The 18,871-nt window shown below is 30.7% G+C and carries 18 protein-coding genes; 4 read left to right on the forward strand and 14 right to left on the reverse strand.

The genetic code is table 11. From position 1 onward, the window contains the following. Window positions 1-4: 4 nt before the first annotated feature. The 8 genes from Q0776_RS04995 to Q0776_RS05030 all read right to left on the reverse strand — a co-directional run bounded on the left by Q0776_RS04995 (window position 5) and on the right by Q0776_RS05030 (window position 8,508). Entirely contained in the window at window positions 5-1,795 is a 1,791-nt protein-coding gene (locus Q0776_RS04995; protein WP_298365656.1) for a methylmalonyl-CoA mutase family protein, read from the reverse strand. Window positions 1,796-1,872: 77 nt separating this feature from the next. Further along, complete coding sequence (locus Q0776_RS05000) at window positions 1,873-3,162, reverse strand: acetyl-CoA hydrolase/transferase C-terminal domain-containing protein (protein WP_298365657.1); 1,290 nt, start codon at window positions 3,160-3,162, stop codon at window positions 1,873-1,875. Between the two features lie 32 nt (window positions 3,163-3,194). Then, entirely contained in the window at window positions 3,195-4,517 is a 1,323-nt protein-coding gene (locus tag Q0776_RS05005) for a sodium ion-translocating decarboxylase subunit beta (RefSeq protein WP_298365658.1), read from the reverse strand. 10 nt (window positions 4,518-4,527) lie between these two features. Beyond that, complete coding sequence (locus Q0776_RS05010) at window positions 4,528-4,947, reverse strand: biotin/lipoyl-containing protein (RefSeq protein WP_298365659.1); 420 nt, start codon at window positions 4,945-4,947, stop codon at window positions 4,528-4,530. Between the two features lie 3 nt (window positions 4,948-4,950). Further along, window positions 4,951-5,310, reverse strand: a complete 360-nt coding sequence (locus Q0776_RS05015; protein WP_298365660.1) for an OadG family transporter subunit — start codon at window positions 5,308-5,310, stop codon at window positions 4,951-4,953. Next, complete coding sequence (locus tag Q0776_RS05020) at window positions 5,310-6,869, reverse strand: acyl-CoA carboxylase subunit beta (protein ID WP_298365662.1); 1,560 nt, start codon at window positions 6,867-6,869, stop codon at window positions 5,310-5,312. Before Q0776_RS05020 ends, Q0776_RS05015 begins: the two co-directional genes overlap by 1 nt. A 27-nt stretch (window positions 6,870-6,896) precedes the next feature. Next, window positions 6,897-7,301: a methylmalonyl-CoA epimerase gene (gene mce, locus Q0776_RS05025; RefSeq protein WP_298365665.1), complete on the reverse strand. Its 405-nt coding sequence runs from the start codon at window positions 7,299-7,301 to the stop codon at window positions 6,897-6,899. Between the two features lie 250 nt (window positions 7,302-7,551). Continuing rightward, complete coding sequence (locus tag Q0776_RS05030; RefSeq protein ID WP_298365667.1) at window positions 7,552-8,508, reverse strand: NAD-dependent epimerase/dehydratase family protein; 957 nt, start codon at window positions 8,506-8,508, stop codon at window positions 7,552-7,554. Window positions 8,509-8,647: 139 nt separating this feature from the next. Here Q0776_RS05030 and Q0776_RS05035 point away from each other — a divergent pair, with 139 nt between their 5' ends. Together Q0776_RS05035 and Q0776_RS05040 are read left to right on the forward strand one after the other, a co-directional pair. Next, window positions 8,648-9,241 (forward strand): hypothetical protein, encoded by a 594-nt coding sequence (locus Q0776_RS05035; RefSeq protein ID WP_298365669.1) that lies wholly within the window; start codon window positions 8,648-8,650, stop codon window positions 9,239-9,241. Between the two features lie 3 nt (window positions 9,242-9,244). Beyond that, entirely contained in the window at window positions 9,245-9,784 is a 540-nt protein-coding gene (locus Q0776_RS05040; RefSeq protein WP_298365670.1) for a nuclear transport factor 2 family protein, read from the forward strand. Here Q0776_RS05040 and Q0776_RS05045 read toward each other — a convergent pair. From Q0776_RS05045 to Q0776_RS05070, 6 genes are all read right to left on the reverse strand, one after another. Then, window positions 9,774-10,133: a hypothetical protein gene (locus Q0776_RS05045; RefSeq protein ID WP_298365672.1), complete on the reverse strand. Its 360-nt coding sequence runs from the start codon at window positions 10,131-10,133 to the stop codon at window positions 9,774-9,776. The genes Q0776_RS05040 and Q0776_RS05045 overlap by 11 nt on opposite strands. 73 nt (window positions 10,134-10,206) lie before the next feature. Continuing rightward, window positions 10,207-10,689: a regulatory protein RecX gene (locus tag Q0776_RS05050; RefSeq protein WP_298365674.1), complete on the reverse strand. Its 483-nt coding sequence runs from the start codon at window positions 10,687-10,689 to the stop codon at window positions 10,207-10,209. Window positions 10,690-10,751: 62 nt separating this feature from the next. Further along, window positions 10,752-14,198, reverse strand: coding sequence for an efflux RND transporter permease subunit (locus Q0776_RS05055; protein WP_298365678.1), 3,447 nt, complete (start codon window positions 14,196-14,198; stop codon window positions 10,752-10,754). A gap of 3 nt (window positions 14,199-14,201) precedes the next feature. Then, entirely contained in the window at window positions 14,202-15,377 is a 1,176-nt protein-coding gene (locus Q0776_RS05060; protein ID WP_298365680.1) for an efflux RND transporter periplasmic adaptor subunit, read from the reverse strand. 19 nt (window positions 15,378-15,396) lie between these two features. Further along, complete coding sequence (locus tag Q0776_RS05065; RefSeq protein WP_298365681.1) at window positions 15,397-16,737, reverse strand: TolC family protein; 1,341 nt, start codon at window positions 16,735-16,737, stop codon at window positions 15,397-15,399. 2 nt (window positions 16,738-16,739) lie between these two features. Then, the gene (locus Q0776_RS05070) at window positions 16,740-17,348 is read right to left on the reverse strand and encodes a TetR/AcrR family transcriptional regulator (protein WP_298365683.1); all 609 of its coding nucleotides are present in this window, start codon (window positions 17,346-17,348) and stop codon (window positions 16,740-16,742) included. 158 nt (window positions 17,349-17,506) lie between these two features. On the opposite strand from Q0776_RS05070, the gene Q0776_RS05075 reads away from it, so the two are divergent. Then, entirely contained in the window at window positions 17,507-18,475 is a 969-nt protein-coding gene (locus tag Q0776_RS05075; RefSeq protein ID WP_298365687.1) for a polyprenyl synthetase family protein, read from the forward strand. Beyond that, on the forward strand, window positions 18,475-18,828 hold the full coding sequence (locus tag Q0776_RS05080; protein WP_298365689.1) for a hypothetical protein: 354 nt from the start codon (window positions 18,475-18,477) through the stop codon (window positions 18,826-18,828). Before Q0776_RS05075 ends, Q0776_RS05080 begins: the two co-directional genes overlap by 1 nt. Window positions 18,829-18,871 lie beyond the last annotated feature (43 nt).

The following is an 18,871-nucleotide window of genomic DNA, read 5'->3' on the forward strand; positions in this document are numbered from 1 at the left end:
CTTCTTAAGATTTTAAGGTTTTTTGAACTTTTTCCTGAATAGCAGAAAGTGTAACAAGAACATCAGTTCTCATATTTACAACACCATCTAAACCAGCTTCAGTTAATTCATCTATATTTTTTGGAGCACCAGCTAATAACAATACTTTGTTTTTAGCAATAGCTCTAAATGCTTTAATAAATGCAACAGCACTTTCATCATAATCTTGATCTGAACTACAGATAACTACAACGTGAGAATCTGATTTTGCACTTTCTGTAGCAGCGGCTTCAACACTGTTAAAACTTTCTTCTTGGTGAACGTCAAAACCGCTAACACCAATAAAATCGTAAGCAAAGGCTGCTCTAGCTTTACGCATATTTAAGTTTCCAAAACTAGCTAGTTGTACAATTGGACGTACATTAGTTTCTGCTACTAATTCTTCAGTTTTTCTTCTTAAAGCTTCAATTTCTAACGATGCTCTTCTTGGAGTTAACACTTTAGAATTTTCTGTTCCTCCTTTAGAAAGAACATCTACAGCAACAGTTTCCATTAAGTTAGGGTATTTGTTAACACCTACTAATGGAGTTCTACGTTGGCTAATTAATTTTAATTTTTTTAAACGAATTTCAGCAATTTGAGCTTGAATTGTTTCGTTTTCAAAAGCAGAGTAAAAACCACCTTCAGCTTCAATAGCTTGGAATAATTCTAACGCTTTTTCAGCTATTTTTGAAGAAACTTCTTCAATATAATAAGATCCATCAACTGGATTTGAAACTTTACCAAAGTAAGATTCTTCTCTTAAAATGGTAGTGATATTACCAGCAATTCTACTTGAAAAATCTGAAGAATTTTTAAATTCTTTATCGTAAGCATCAATTAAAACACCATCTACATTTCCTAAAATTGCAGACATTGCTTCAGTTGTGCAACGTAATAAGTTAGTTTCAGCATCCGTTACAGATTTACTCCATATAGAAGTTTTTGCTGTAATAGTATTTGCTAATTCAGCAACTCCGTATTTAGCAGCAACTTCAGCTAATAAACTATTGAATGCTCTAAATTTTCCAATTTCAACAAAGTATTCTAAACCAATTGCTAGTTTAAAGTTTAAGTTGTTAAATATTATTTGTGCTTCAACACCTTTTTCTGAAAGTTTTTCAATTAAGAAAACTAAAGAGTTTAATGTGTAAGCAATTTCTTGAACTTGGTTTGCACCTGAATCTAAATATTCAGTTCCTGAAACGGTAATTGCTTTAAAGTTTGGAAAATCAGCAGTTAGTTTTACTAATTCTGCAGCAACTTCAACTTGACTTTCGTCAAAAGAACCAGTTGTTACATAATTTGAAATAATACCTGTGTTTATGTATCCTTTTAGGTCGCTATCTTTAGCGTAGTTCAGTAAATCTGTTGCAAATGCAACAGCATTAGCTTCTATTTCAAATGAAACGGTTGTTGTATTTAAATCAATACCATTTAAAAGTGCAGCAGCAGAAACATTTTCTTTTAAAGTGAAAATGATTCCGTTCATTCCTTCTTCAATTGCTTTTATAGCTAGTTTGTTACCGCTTTCAGCAGTTGTAACAGCAACGTTACGGTAATTCACTAATGATTGTGAATTTTCTCCAGTATTTTTAAGCTGCGTGATTTTATTTTCTGTATTGTAGCAAGGTTGGATATTGATGCCAGTAAGGTTTTTCCAAACTAGTTTTTTATCAAAATCAGCTCCTTTTAAATCTGCGGTCACTCTTTCCATCCACTGCTCCGTAGTAACGGGAGGGAATTCAGAAAAAAGTGCTTTATTTTTATCGCTCATTATATGTGAATTTATTATGATTTTAAAATTTAGAGTTCTTAAAATTACAAAAATTAAGAACTCTAATTTTAATAGATTTATTTAACCATTAAACTACTTCCAAATCTTTCGAAAATAGCTTTGTCTAATTCTTCTCTACTATCTGGATGTGCAACATCTCTTAAAGCAACAGCTCTTTGTTTTAAGCTTCTTCCAAATAATTCAGCAACACCATATTCCGTAGCAACAAAACGAGCGTGAGCACGAGTTGTAACAACACCTGCACCAGGTTTAAGTGAAGATACAATTTTAGAAACTCCTTTAGCTGTTGTTGAAGTAATAGCGCAAATTGGCTTACCACCATGTGATAGGGCGGCACCACGCATAAAGTCCATTTGTCCGCCAACACCAGAGAACATTCTCATACCAATTGAATCAGCACAAATTTGACCAGTTAAATCAACTTCGATAGCAGAATTAATAGCTGTTACAGATGGGTTTTGACGAATAACTGCAGTATCATTTACATAGGCGATGTCTCTCATTTCAATTTCTGGATTATCATCCATAAAATCGTATAAACGACGAGTACCCATTGCGAAACCTGATACAATTTTATATGGGTTTGTTTTTTTCTTCGAACCGTTAACAATTCCTTTTTCAACTAAATCTACAATTCCTTCTGCGAACATTTCTGTATGTACACCTAAGTTTTTGTGGTTATGTAAGAAAGTTAAAACTGCGTTTGGAATTCCTCCAATACCCATTTGAAGCGTAGCTCCATCATCAATAATTTCAGCAATATTTTTACCAATTGCACTTTCAGTTTCTGAAGGTTCTACAAATTTCATTTCATAGATTTCTTCTTCTATTTCAACACAAGCATCAAAATTGCTAATGTTAATTTGAGCATCTCCAAAAGTACGAGGCATTAAAGGGTTAATTTGTGCAATTACCTTTTTACCTTGTTCAATTCCAGATAGAACAATATCAACTGAAACACCTAATGAACAAAAACCATGTTTATCTGGTGGAGAAACATTTACCATTACAACATCTAAGTCCATATATCCTTGACGGAATAAACTAGGGATATCACTCAAAAAAATTGGAATATAATCTGCTGTATCACCAATATTTTTTCTAATGTTTCCTCCAATAAAGAAGGCGTTTGTATGGAAACTTTCTCTTAGTTCTGGATTTGTATAACCGTGCTCACCTTCAGTATGTAAATGAACAACTTCTACGTTTTTTAATTCTGGAGCTCTAGCAACCATTGCTTTAATTAAAGCTTGAGGAGTTGCTGAACCACCCTGTATTAATACTCTATTTCCTGACTCTATTAATTTAACTGCCTCATCTGCAGTCATTGAATTTGGTATTTTCATTTTTTATAAGATTATTGTTTGTTTATATTTAATTACCCTAAGAAACTTAATATAATACCTGCTGCAATTGCAGAACCAATTACTCCAGATACGTTTGGAGCCATTGCGTGCATTAATAAATAATTACTTGGGTCCGATTTTAATCCTTCATGATGTACAACACGTGCGCTGTCTGGAACGGCAGATACACCTGCGGCACCAATTAATGGATTAATTTTGTTGTCTCCTTTTAAGAATCTATTCATAAATTTAGCAAATAGTAAACCTCCACAAGTTGCAATAACGAATGAGATAGCTCCTAAACCAAAAATTAATAATGAATCTTTAGTGATAAAGATGTCTGCTTGTGTTGAAGCTCCTACCGTAACACCTAATAAAATTGTTACAATATCAATTAATTTAGTTCTAGCTGTATCAGCTAATCTTTCTGTTCTTCCAGATTCTTTTAATAAATTACCAAAGAATAACATACCTAATAGTGGTAATGCACTTGGTGAAATAAAAGTTGTTAACAATAAAGCAACTACAGGGAAAATCATTTTTTCTTTTTGAGTAACCGCTCTTGGTGGCTTCATTCTAATTTTTCTATCCTCTTTTGAAATTAACAATCTCATTAATGGAGGTTGAATAACAGGTACTAATGCCATATATGAATAAGCCGCAATAGCAATTGGACCAATTAAGTTTTTAACTACGGTTCCATCAGCTAAAATATTAACACCATTTGCTAGTTTTGATGATAGAAATATTGCGGTTGGTCCATCGGCTCCACCAATAATTCCAATAGCACCAGCTTCGGGAAGATTAAATCCTAAATATAGGGCTCCTAAAAATGTGGCAAATACACCTATTTGTGCAGCTGCTCCTAATAACATTAATTTAGGATTTGCTATTAATGATGAGAAATCTGTCATTGCTCCAATTCCCAAGAAAATTAGCGGTGGATATATACCTTTAACAACTCCAAAATAAAGGTAGTTTAAAACTGACCCTGTCTCGTATATACCAGTTTGATTACCGGCTACAAAAGGAATATTACCTAATATAACACCGGTTCCAATTGGAATTAATAATAAGGGTTCATAATCATATTTAATACCTAAGTAAATAAATACTATACCTATTATAATCATTATTAAGTTTCCAGAAGTTGCATTTGCAAATCCTGTATAACTGTAAAATGTTTTTATTCCTTTAAATGCTCCTTCAAATACACTGTCTCCAGAATCATCCACTTGAGTGGTCGAAACGGCAGTTCCGCTATTTGCTGAGCTTGAATTTGTGTTTAAACCTAACGCTGGTCTAATAAAGATCAACAATGATAAAACACAAAATATTAAAATTACTTTTTTCATTTTGTTTGTTTTATTCTAGTTCAATCATTAATTCATCTTGAAGCACTTGTTGTCCTACTGCAATTTTTATAGCGGTAATTGTACCAGCCTTTTCACAAACAATATTGTTTTCCATTTTCATAGCTTCTAAAACCAGCATTCTATCACCAACTTTAAGAGAATCTCCAACTTTAACATCAATTGACAATACAACTCCAGGTATTGGGGCCACAATTCTTGTTTTTTGTGATTTAGGATTTACTTTTAATGGTTCAGCAGGTCTTTTTGATGCTGCACGAACCAAAGTAGGAGTTTTAGTTTTTTTAATTTCCTCCTTCATTTTAACCTCATAAGTAGTACCATTTACTTCCAAGTTTATAATGTTATCTTCGTGTGATTTTATATTAACGGTATACCCGTTTTCGTTTACTTTAAATTTATAAGTTTTCATCTTTTATAATCTGTTTTGCGTTCCATAAATTTTAGAACTCCAAGGTGAATATGGTTTTTTAACTTGTTTTATTGTTAAAATAGCGCTTTCATGATCGTGTTGCTGATCTAAATACATATGAACTGCTGCACCAATTGCTGCGGCAATTTCTCCTGTAAAATCGCGATCTGCTTCTACTTTAATTTCACTAATTTTTTTGTCTTTTCTTTTAGTGATTATTTTATACACATAAAGTAAAACGGGCAAACCAAAATTAAAGAATAAGGCGAGCGTAACTAATGCACTAAAAACAATAAGTAATCCTGTAATCAAAATAACGTATCCTTCGCTAATTTGATCTGTAAATAAAGGTAGTACTGTCATTATAATGGAATATTTGAGTGTTTTTTAGGAGGATTTACTTCTTTTTTGTTTTGAAGTAATTCTAGTGCTCTAATAATTCTGAAACGTGTATTTCTTGGCTCAATTACATCATCAATAAATCCATATTTTGCAGCCTCGTATGGGTTTGCAAATTTTTGAGTGTATTCTTCCTCTTTTTTATCGATGTATTCTTGTTTTTCATCAGCATCTTCAATTTTTCTAATATTAGAACCTTCTAATACTTCAACGGCTCCTTTAGCACCCATTACAGCAATTTCTGCAGTTGGCCAAGCGTAGTTTACATCACCACGTAATTGTTTACAACTCATTACATCGTGAGCTCCACCATAAGATTTACGTAACGTAATAGTTACTTTAGGTACAGTAGCTTCACCATAAGCAAATAATAATTTTGCTCCGTGTAAAATAATTCCTCCGTATTCTTGACCTGTTCCTGGTAAAAATCCTGGTACATCAACTAAAGTTACAAGTGGAATGTTGAATGCATCACAAAAACGTACAAAACGCGCTGCTTTTCTTGAAGCTTCTATGTCTAAAACTCCTGCATAATATTTTGGTTGATTTGCTACAATTCCAACAGGATGACCATTAAATCTTGCAAAACCTACACATATGTTTCTTGCATAGTTTCTATGTACTTCTGTAAATTCACCATTATCTGCTAAAATTGAAATTACATCAACAATATCATAAGGTTGGTTAGGATTTTCAGGAATAATTTCATTTAAGGCATCTTCTAATCTATCAATTGGATCGTTACAAGTAATTATTGGAGCTTCTTCTAAATTGTTTGAAGGAAGGTAACTTAATATTTTACGAACTAACATTAGGTTTTCTTCATCACTTTCGGCTAAGAAATGGGATACACCAGATCTTGTAGAATGAATTTTTGCACCACCTAACTGTTCTGTAGTTACAACTTCACCTGTTACTGTTTGTACAACTTTAGGACCGGTTACAAACATATAACTTGTTTGGTCTGTCATAATAGTAAAATCAGTTAATGCAGGAGAATAAACTGCACCACCAGCACAAGGACCTAAAATTGATGATATTTGAGGAATAACACCAGAAGCCATAATGTTTCTTTGGAAAATTTCTGCGTACCCCGCTAAAGATCTAACACCTTCTTGGATACGAGCTCCTCCTGAATCATTTAATCCAATTACTGGAACTCCAATTTTCATTGCCATATCCATTACTTTACATATTTTTAATGCATAAGTTTCAGATAATGAACCTCCAAATACGGTAAAATCTTGAGCGAAAAGATAAACAATTCTTCCGTCAATTGTACCGTGCCCAGTTACAACACCATCGGATAAATAAATTTGTTTATCTAAACCAAATGATTTTGTTCTGTGTGTTACAAACATGTCAAATTCTTCAAAACTATCATCATCTAAAAGAATATCAATACGTTCACGTGCTGTTAATTTACCTTTAGCGTGTTGTGAATCTATACGTTTTTCACCACCACCTAGTTTTGCTTTAACTCTTTTTTCAATGAGTTCGTTAATTTTATCTTGGTTTGCCATTTTATGTGTTATGTTTTAGCTTGTCAATTATTCTTTTGAACAAAGTTCAGTAAGTACTCCTTGTGTTGATTTTGGGTGAAGAAATCCAATATTTAAACCTTCAGCTCCTTTACGAGAAACTTTGTCAACAAGCTGAACTCCGAGTTCATCAGCTAATTTTAAAGCTTCAGATGCATTAGGAACTGCAAATGCTAAATGGTGTATTCCTTGTCCTTTTTTTGCAATAAATTTTCCTATTGGCCCATCAGGAGAAGTGCTTTCTAGTAATTCAATTTTAGTTTCACCAACCATAAAAAAGGCTGTTTTAACTTTTTGATCCGCAACTTCTTCAATAGCATAACATTTTAATCCTAAAACACCTTCGTAGTATTTTATTGATTCTTCTATGTTGTTAACTGCTATTCCAATATGTTCGATATGTGAAATATTCATAATTATATGTTTTATTTATTATTTTGTTTAACTGAAAAATTACCCTACAAAATTAGAGTAACCAATAGTTTAAAGATATGATGTATGTCATATAAAATCAAAAATTACTAAAACGTTTTAGTAATTTTCAGGTCTGTATATCAGTTAGATACAAATGTAATATTAGCTGTTAGAGGGGTTTGGTAAGGTTTGATTTCTTTAAAAAAAGATTTAATTTTAGAAATGAAAGATTGAAAAAGTTTATAAACTTTTAAACAATTTCGTATTTCGAGTATAAATTGTTTAGCATTGATTCTGTCATTTTTTTTATGTTAAAATTATGATTCCATCCCCAATCTTCTCTAGCACTTATGTCGTTAATACTTTTTGGCCAACTGTCAGCTATTTTTTGTCGAAAATCGGGGTTAAACAAAATTTTAAATTCGGGCACAATTTTCTTTATTTCTAGTGCTAATTCTTCTGGAGTAAAACTCATTGCAGCTAAATTATAGGATGAACGAATTTTAATATGTTCAGATTTTGCATTCATAATACTCACGGTAGCATCTATGGCATCATCCATGTACATCATTGGTAATTTAGTGTCTTTACTTAAAAAGCAGTTATATTTTCCAATAATTAATGCTTTATGAAATATTTCTACGGCATAATCTGTAGTTCCACCTCCAGGCTGGGTTTTCCAGCTTATTATGCCTGGATATCTAATGCTTCTTACATCTACTCCATACTTATTGTGGTAATATTCACACCATCTTTCACCTGCAAGTTTGCTTATTCCATATACAGTGCTAGGTTCCATAACAGTTTGCTGAGGTGTGTTTTCTTTTGGAGTTGTTGGTCCAAAAACAGCTATAGAGCTTGGCCAAAACAATCTTTTTATTTTCCCTACTTTAGCTAAATTTAAAACGTTGAAAAGAGACTCCATATTTAATTGCCAAGCTTTATCAGGAAATTTTTCGCCTGTGGCAGAAAGCATTGCAGCCATTAAATATACTTCAGTAATATTATACTTTTCAATAGTGCTCAAAATAGATTCATACTCCATTGCATTAACTATTTCAAACGGACCAGACTTCATTAGTTCTTTGTTTCCCTCTCTAATATCTGAAGCAATTACGTTTTTATTTCCGTTTAATTCACGCAATTTTAAAGTTAATTCAGTGCCAATTTGCCCGCAGGCTCCAATAATTAAAATGCCGTTACTCATTTAAAATAATTCAATTTTGATTTTATCAAATATACTGAAATTAAATATTCAATTTCTTTGTAATTGTTTTTTATGAAAATAATAATTTTTAATTAGAACAGTTATTTTATTAGTATTTTTGGGGCTAATTAGTTTTACAATGAGGCATATATATCCAGTTTTATTAATAATCATTCTTCTAACGTTTTCTTGTAAAGATGAAAGAAAAGTGGTGGAAGTATCCGAAAATATTGACTCCTTAGTGGTTGATTCTGATAGGATTGTAAATAATATAAGCGAAACCTTAATTCCTAATGCCAAGAGAGCATTAAATCACTGGAAAGAGTATAAAGATGTAGATAGTTTTATGTTAAAGTATTACAATGTTTCAAACCTCGAAGCATTGAACAATGCAAAAGAACTTTCGGATTTAGTGCAAATTATGAAGGATTCTATAAGAGTTGATAAATTAAAAGAAAAAAATGTAGTAGCCAGATTTAACGTACTTCATAACGAAACACTTAGGTTATCAGATATGGCTAATATTCCTTCAATTTCTAAGGATGAAGTAAAGGAGGAGGTGAAAAAAATTATTGAATTATATTCGGCTGTTAATTCTAAAATAAACACAATTTATAAAGCTGAAGACATACAAAATGCATTAGATGTTGATACAGAAGTGCCTATTGAAATAGAAAAACAGAATGATGCTAGAGTGAAAATAAGCCCTAGAGTTTCTAGAAAAAAACAATAATTTATGAAAAAAATAGGCGCCTTTATTTTAATTTGTTTAACTATTTTAAGTTGTAACAATTTACCAACAAAAAATAATTTAAAGCAGAAGTTAGATGAAGAGGAAACTATCAACAGTTTAATTAATAATTGGCACAAAAACGCAGCTGATGCGAATTTTGAAGCCTACTTCAATGCAATGTCTAATAATGGTGTTTTTATTGGTACAGATGCTTCTGAAAATTGGAGTATCAATGAGTTTAAAAAATTTAGCAAACCTTATTTTGATGAAGGTAAAGCTTGGGATTTTAAAGTAATTGAAAGAAATGTTTATTTAAATTCTGAAAACAGTCCAAATTTAGGTTGGTTTGATGAACTTTTAAATACCTGGATGGGAATTTGCAGAGGTTCGGGAGTTGTAAAAAAATATGGTAAAGAGTGGAAAATTGAGCATTATGTTCTTTCAGTAACTATTCCAAATGATGCCATACAAGATGTAATTAAACAAACCAAAAAACACGATTCAATTTTTATAAAAAACAAACTAATAAAATCTATTCATTAATTTTTGGTTTTTCTGGATTGTCAAATTCTTCTATACTAATAATTTTATTATTATCATATTCTACTTTGGTAATTTTATCTTTACTCCAATAAGTCCAAGTTCCAACTTTAACTCCGTAGTTATAAGTTGCATAGCATTTTTTTGTACCATCCATGTTATAACTTTCCCAAGAAGCATGTAATTTACCGTCATTTGTGTAAAATCCATGTTGCATAATGTTACCATTATCATAAAAAAGGGTAATTTCTTGTAAATTTCCTTTTGCTGTTTTTTTTGGTAATGTTGTTTGTTGAGCATATAAACAAGAACTGAAAATAAGAAAGAGAAAAACAGTAATATACGATTTCATAAGAATAATTTTTTACTTTTATTAATAACTAAAATTAGAAAAATTAGAAACAAATAAATATGATGGAAATCAGTTATATTTTATTTAATACCAACTTTTTAGCAATTGGAAAAACTAGTTCAGTTTCATAGCCTTTTGAAATTAAATAAGTTGCTAATTTGGCTGTTTTTTTAAATTGATTAGGCTCTTTTATTAAGTTACTTTTTTTTGTAGCCAACATTTCAAGAGTTAGTAAATAATCTTCTTCAGAGATTTCTTTTAAACCACTTTTTATATTGTAGGAAGAAATATTTTTAAATTTAAGTTCTTTTATTATTTTAATTTTTCCCCATTTATTTTGGTTAAATTTTCCACGTACATACGCTTTGGCATAGCGTTCTTCATTTAGAAAGTTGTTTTGTAATAAATGTAAAATAATATGATCTCGAGCTTCTGGAATCATATTAAGATTTCGCAATTTTTGTTCAACTTCTTTATGGTTACGTTCTTGATAAGCACAAAAGTGTTCTAATGCTTGGGTAGCTTCAGTAACCGTATATGTTTTTTGTGGTTTCATTTGTGTAAAAATAAAAAAAGCCTCTATAAAAGAGGCTTTTCTTTATCAAACTTTATTTAATATTATTGTCTGTTGCGCTTAATTCTATATTTTAATTTATTAACAAGATAGAATGTAACAGGGACAATTACCAATGTTAAGAAAGTAGCGAATGTTAATCCAAATATTACTGTCCAAGCTAATGGTCCCCAAAAAACTACATTATCTCCACCCACATAAATTTTTGGATCGAACTCACTAAATAGCGAGAAGAAATCAATATTTAAACCAATTGCCAAAGGTACTAACCCTAAAACGGTTGTAATTGCAGTTAATAATACAGGACGTAAACGAGATTTTCCACCTTCAACAATTAAATTAAAAATTATTTCATTACGTAATTGATAGTTGGCAGGTAATCCCATTGAATTTTTCTTTCTTGTCATTAATAACTCTGTATAATCGAGTAGTACTACACCATTATTTACCACAATACCGGCAAGAGAAATAATACCAACCATTGTCATCATAATAACAAAGTTCATATTAAATATTACTAGGCCAAATAGGACACCAATAAAGCTCAAGAAAATTGCCATCATAATAATTAATGGTTTTGATATGGAGTTGAATTGGAATATTAATAAAAATAGAATTAAACCAAGACCAGTTAATAACGCCCCAGTTAAAAAGTTCATGTTATCTTCCTGTTCTTCCATTTCACCAGTAAATTTGTACTTTACATTTTTCGGCATTTCAAAACCTTTTAGTTCGGCTTTTACATGGTTTACCACTTCATTTCCATTATAACCAGCCAATACTCCAGAATATAGTAAAACAACACGCTCTAGGTCTCTGTGTTTAATTGCACTAAATGAATTATTGTTTTTTTCTGAAACTAATGCCGCTACAGGGATTTCTTTTATTTGTCCATTTGCAGGGTCTCTAAAGGTTATTTTTTGATTGAATAAAGAACTTTTATTATATCTATTTTCGCTGTTAAAACGAACATTAATATCGTAGTCTTCGCCTCCTTCTTTATAAACACCTGCTTTTTCACCAAATAATGCTCTACGCATTTGCATACCAACTTGGCTAGCAGAAATACTTAGTTCACCAGCCTTTTTTCTGTCTACATTAACTCTAAGTCCAGGTTTATCTTTATTAACATCAATTTTTAATTCTTCTACACCAGATATTCCTTTTTGGTTTAAGAATGTTCTCATTTGGTCGGCGGTAGCAATTAAATCATCATAATCATCACCTAAAATTTCAATATTTATTGGGTAACCTACAGGAGGTCCATTTGCATCTTTTTCAACAGAAACTAATACACCTGGATATCCTTTTACGGCCGCCTGAACTTCTTTACGCAGCTCTTCACTATCTTTTCCTCTACGGAATTTAAATTCTCTAAGTGAAACTGTAATTTTTCCTTTATGTGGCATTTCTGCACTAGAACCGCCATCGGTTTGTGGATTTCCTGCACCTTCACCAACTTGAGAAACTGTAGAATCTACCATGTAGTTGTAACCTTCATCATCTACATAATTTTCTATTACGGCATAAACATCTTGTTCAATTTCTTTTGTTATTTGATTAGTTTTTTCAATGTCTGTTCCTTGAGGATATTCTATGTAAACAATAATTTGATTTGGTTTATTATCCGGGAAAAATTCAACTTTAGGTTGTGCAATTCCAACTACCACAAACGAAATAAATAACAAAGCAATAGTTCCAAATAAAAATACATACGGCATAAATCCAGTTAATGCAAATTTTAAGAATTTTCTATATGAAATTTCTAATTTTCTTAAAATAACATTCTGAAAATAATCGGCAATTTTACTTAATGCAAATTTGTAAATCCAAAGCATTATACTCATAAATATCATTAGAGTTCCTAGTGCTTTTATTGCTCCTCCTCCAATAAATATTAATAACCCTACAACAAATAAAATACCACTATAAAGTATTAATTGTTTTACGTTTATTTCATCTTTTTCACCTTCATCAACCTTCATAAAGTTTGAAGTTAAGGTTGAATTAAAAAATACAGCTACAAATAATGAAGAACCTAAAACAATGGAAAGTGTAATTGGTAAAATCATCATAAATTGTCCCATTACTCCAGGCCAAAATCCTAATGGTAAAAAAGCAGCTACTGTTGTTGCTGTTGAAATAATAATAGGGAAAGCTATTTCTCCAATACCCTTTTTTGCAGCTTCGGTTCGACTCATTCCCTCTTCGTCCATTAAACGATAAACGTTTTCCACAACCACAATACCATTGTCAACCAACATACCTAGCCCCATTACCAAACCAAAAAGTACCATTGTGTTTAAAGTGTAGCCAAACAAGTTTAATATCATAAACGACATAAACATTGACATTGGAATAGCGAAACCAACAAATAGCGCATTTCTAAAACCTAAGAAGAAAGTTAAGACTCCTACTACAAGTAGAATACCAAAAATAATGTTGTTTACCAAGTCGTTTACTTGGTTTATAGTCATATCTGATTGATCGTTTGCTACTTCAACTTTAACATCTGAAGGGAAAATATTATTCTTTTTTATTTTTGTAATTAATTCATCAATTTGCTCTGCAGCACGAATCATATTTTTACCTGAACGTTTTTTAACTTCCAGCATTACTACATTTTCTCCATATGATCGGGCGTATGTAGTTTTCTCTTCTTCTTTAAAGGCAATTTTAGCAATATCTTTTAAATAAGTTGCTCCATTTTCCGATTTTACTACAAAATCTTCAAGTTCTTTAGGGTCTTTAATTTCTCCAATAACTCGAATGTTTCTGCGTTGTCCACTTGAAATTAAATTTCCTGCTGAAATTGTAACATTACCACCACCAACTGCATTAATTACGTCGTCAAAACTAATTTTTGCAGCCGTCATTTTATAAATATCTACCGCAATTTCAACTTCTTTTTCTTGGGCTCCTCTAATATCAACTTGTTTAATTTGTGGGAAAGCTTCAATTTCTTTTTCTAAATATTCTCCATATTCTTTTAACTTTTCAACTGGGTAATCTCCAGAAATATTGATGTTAGAAATTGGAGTTTCTTCAGCTATATTTAAGTCAAAAACATTAGGTTCAATTTTGGCATTGTTATATGTTGGCCAATCTTCGCCTGCTTTTACTGCGTCAACTTCGTCTTTAATCTTTTGAAGAGCCTGTTCTACAGTTATATTTTCATCGAATTCAACTGTAATAATTGAATAATCTTCTTGTGATGTAGATAATACTTCAACAACATTAGAAATATTTTTCACTTCCTCTTCAAGAGGGTCGGTTATTAATCGTTCAATATCTTCGGCTGTATTTCCTGGGTATACAGAACTTATATATACTTTGGTTTCTTTTATTTCGGGAAAACTCTCGCGCGGCATACTGTAGTAAGCCGATAATCCAACAAATAGAAATATTGCTACAATAACATAAATAGTAGTTTTATTGTCTATTGACCACGAGGATAAACCAAATTCCTTTTCAGTTTTGTTATTAGCCATTGGTTACTTGATATTAATTAATTGTCCGTTTCTAATAGATCTTGCTCCTTCAACAATTAATTCGTCGTTAATTGTTAAACCATTAGTAATTTCAATAACTCCTCCTTGGGATTTTGAAGTTTTTATAATTACTTTTTTGGCTTTTGTTTTTCCGTCAACAACAGAGGTAACATAAACATATTCTTCTCCATTTGCATTTTCAGAAATTACACTTTGGGGTATTAATATTGCCTTCTCATTGTTGTAGTCATTTACACTTACTTTGGAAGTTAAATTTGGTTTTACATTTCCGTTTTTATTAGGAACAGCAACTTCAATAGTGAACGAGCGGTTGTTAGGGTTTATAAAGTTACTTACTTGGCGAACGTTGCTTTCTATAGTTTGGTCTAACATTGGTAGGTAAACTTTTGCCGATGTTCCTTTTTTTATTGAGGTTATGTACTTTTCTGGTACTTCGGCTTCAACATACATGCTGTTTAGGTTTACAATTCTAAATAATTGAGTGCCAGCAGCAACTATTGAACCTTGGTCTGTAATTACATTGTCTATTGTTCCAGAAAATGGAGCTCGAACATTTGTTTTTCCTAATTGAACTTTTAATTGCTCTAAGGAGTTTTGAGCTGCTTTTGCATTAGTTTCGGCTTGTAAGTATTGAATTTCAGAACCTATTTTTTGTTCCCATAATTTTTTCTGACGTTCAAATGTAGTTTTTGCCAATTCGGCTTGTGCTTGTAATTGGGCAACTTGTTTACTTAATCCTCCATCATCAATTTTTGCTAAAATTTGACCTTTAACAACATTTTGTCCTTCTTTTACATAAACTTTACTTAAAGTTCCGTTGTATTCGGAAAGGATAACTAGGTTTTGTTTTGTTTTTACGTTTCCTTGAAATTCTACAAAATGTGAAAATAAAGTATCTTTAACTTTAATAGCTGTTACATCATAAGCTTTTGTAACGGTGTCTAACTTTGCTAATACTTCATTAATTCTGTCTAATTCATTTCTTAAAGAAGAGTATTCTGCAGTTATTTTTTCTTTTGCTGATTTTAAACCACTTAAGTCATTATTTTCAATTAATTTTTCAATATTTTTAGTGTTTACTTTTACGTTTTCACCGCCTCCGCAATTACTTAATGTTATGGCGAAAATTATTAGTAATATGTTTAATTTAGTTTTCATTGTTTTTTTCTATTGATTATTAGTTAATAGGTGTGTTTAAGGCGTTGTCTAAAGTTGCTTTGCTTGCTATTACATTTAGCATTGCTTGTAAATAATTTTGTTGCATTTGATATAATTGTCTTTGAGCTTCAGCGAGTTCAAAACTGCTTGAGATTCCTTCAAAAAATTTAATTTGTTGTTTGTTTTCTATACGTTTAGCTAGCGCTAAATTTTGTTTTGAAGTTTCTAACTCTTCAATGTTATAGTTGTAATCAGTTTTGGCTGATGCTAATTTCAATAATAAATTTTGTTGTATTTGGGTTAAATCGGTTTTTGCTTTATCTAATTCAATTTTTGCTTGTTGTGTTCGCGAATTTCTTGCGAAACTGCTAAAAATGGGAACATTTAAGCTTACACCTAACATTGAGGAATCGAACCATTTTTGTTCACTTTTAAGGAAATTAAAATCTTGACCAAACCCAGAATATCCAAAATTAATAAAACTAGATAATGTAGGTAATGCTTTACTTTGTTCTAGTTTTACCAGTAATTCGTTTGATTTTTCGGTGTTTTTAGCAATTTTATAATCAATATGATCTTCAATATTAAAATTTTCAGAATTGAAATTAAATACAGATGATTCTTGTGCTAGTTCTGATAGCTTATTTGTTAAAATAAGGTTTGTGTTTATGTCAATACCTAAAGTAATATTAAGCATTTGATAAGCAATTTTATTTAATTTTTTTGTTCGTGATAAATTGCTTTTTACAGACGCCAATGTAATTTTTAATTGTTCAACATCTTCTTCTTCATTTAGTCCATTTTTATAAATTTCAGTTGTTTCATTAAGTGTTTTTTGTAGGGAAGCTAAGTTGTTTTGTAATATTTCAGCGCTTTCTTCGCTCATTAAAACATTACCATATGCATTTATAACGGCTTCGCGAATACTTAACTCGGTTTTTTCTTTTGCATTTTCCGAAATTTGTAAATATACCTTTGCCGATTGCAACCCAACAATATACGAGCCGTCAAAAATTAACTGATTAAGAGTTGCTGTTGCTGTCATATTCTGTTTTGTGCCAAAAGCAACTTCTGCGAATTCTCCCTCAACTCCACCAAAAAATTCTGCCGGAATTAAAGAAACTTGTTGTTTTATCCAATTCTGATAATCTATTGTGGCGCTTACTTGAGGTAAACCAATTGTTGTGGTTTCCCATTTTTTTAATTTAGCTGCGTTTATGTCTCGGTTAGCGTTTAAAGCTGTATAACTGTTTTTTAATGCGTAATCAATTGCTTGATCTAGTGAAAGTGATATACTTTGCTGCGCAGTTGATACTACACTTATTAATAGAGTGAGTGTAATTATTAGCGATTTTTTCATTACTAAATATTGTTTAATTTTAATAGTTGTTTTTCGAGCTCTTTAATTCCTCTTTCGGTTGCAATTGCTCGGGTGTGATATTCTAGTACATCAATTTCTAGTTGTTTTACCGAATTTTTTTTATAGGTAAATAAATTTTCATCGTGCACGCTAAAAACCAATGCAAAATAAAACCTTGAAATAACAGATTGGTTTAAATTATTTCTGTACAATCCTTCTGAAATTCCTTTGTTAATATTTGTAATGATACAGTTTTGAAATACATTAAACTCTTTAGTCATTACCTTATTATAAGTTTTGGGATAATACTTTTTTAGTTGAAACATTGGAGATTCATCTGAGTTTTGAAGTAAATCTTTGAAAATTTTTTTAATTTCAAAATTTTCTTCAATAGCGTTATAGCCAAAAGAGCAAATGCCATTAATTTTACATAAGCATTCCTCGTGAAAACCAATAATTGCTTGATCAACTAAATCTTCTTTATTTTTAAAATATTTATACAACGTTTTTTTTGATATTGCTAAATCGTTAGCAATATCATCCATTGTTACACTTTTAAAACCAAATTTCAGAAAAATATCTCCGGTTTTTTTTAGTATTAATTCTTTCATTTATTCAAATTTCTATCTTAAAATTGAGTGTGCAAATATAGTTAAGGAAACTTTAGAAACAAAAAAAGTTTCCTTAGTTTTAACACTTTTATAACAATTGAGTCTTAATTGAATTCCATTTATTATAAAAGTGTATTTTTACACTTAAACAAAATGGAATGAATTTAGAAGATTTTAAGCAAGAGTTTTTAAGTTTCTTAAATGAAAAAATTCAGGTAAAAGAGCCTGTAAATCTTTATAAACCAATAGAATATATATTGGAAATAGGAGGTAAGAGATTGCGACCTATTTTAGCCTTAATGGTTTGTGATTTGTTTGGTGAAGATTATAAAAAAGCTTTGGATGTTGCATTGGCAATTGAGGTGTTTCATAATTTTACATTGGTACATGATGATATAATGGACAGTGCTCCAATTAGAAGAGGAAAGAAAACTGTTCATAAAAAGTGGGATGAGAATACAGGAATTTTATCTGGAGATGCAATGTTGATTATGGCCTATCAATGCGTTGAAAATTATGAGCCCAATTTGTTTAAAAAGCTAATGTTGTTATTTAGCAAAACAGCTTTGGAAGTTTGTGAAGGGCAGCAATGGGATATTGATTTTGAAACTAGAAATGATGTTACTATTAACGAATATATAAAAATGATAACCAATAAAACATCGGTTTTAATTGGGGCGGCAATGCAAATGGGGGCAATGGTTTCAAATGCTTCAGGAAAGGAAACAGAAGTTATCTATAATTTTGGTTTAAATTTAGGTTTAGCGTTTCAATTACAAGATGATTATTTAGATACTTTTGGAAACGCAGAGACCTTTGGGAAACAAATAGGAGGCGATATTATAGAAAATAAAAAAACCTATTTGTATTTAAAAGCCGCTGAAATTTGCGATGAAAATGTAAAAAAAGAGTTATTTACATTGTATAATTCGCAAGATATTGATGGTTGTAAGGTACAGAAAGTTACTTCAATTTTTAAGGATAATAGCATTGATAATTTAATTAAAAATGAAATTCAGAATTATACTGAAAAGGCGTTTAAATATTTAGATGACTTATCAATTTCAGAGAATAAAAAAGAGGTTCTTAAGAACTTTGGTTTAGGTTTAATGAAACGTACGATATAATGTTAACACCCAAAAATTCAATTGAATTAATTGGTGTTTTAGAATCTGAAAATTTAGTTGTAAATCTAATTCAACAACTAAACAAGGATTTTGAATTAGCAAATATTGATATACAATTCAATTTAGAATTATCTACCGAAAAACTTTTTGACCATTTAAACGAAGTAATTCTTAGCTTGTTGAAGTATAAATATGATGATTATTTAAATTTAGTATATCGTATAGATGTTTCAGAAAAAGAGTTAGCAAAAGTTGGACAGGAGAAGTTTGAAGTAATAGTTCACCAATTAGTGTTTTTAATATTAAAAAGAGAGTACCAAAAAGTATGGCTAAGGAAAAATTATAAAGCATAATTAACTTGCAAACTAAATCAACAGTTATTTTTTAATATCTTAA

This window comes from uncultured Lutibacter sp. (assembly GCF_947495725.1).
Classification (GTDB): Bacteria; Bacteroidota; Bacteroidia; order Flavobacteriales; family Flavobacteriaceae; genus Lutibacter.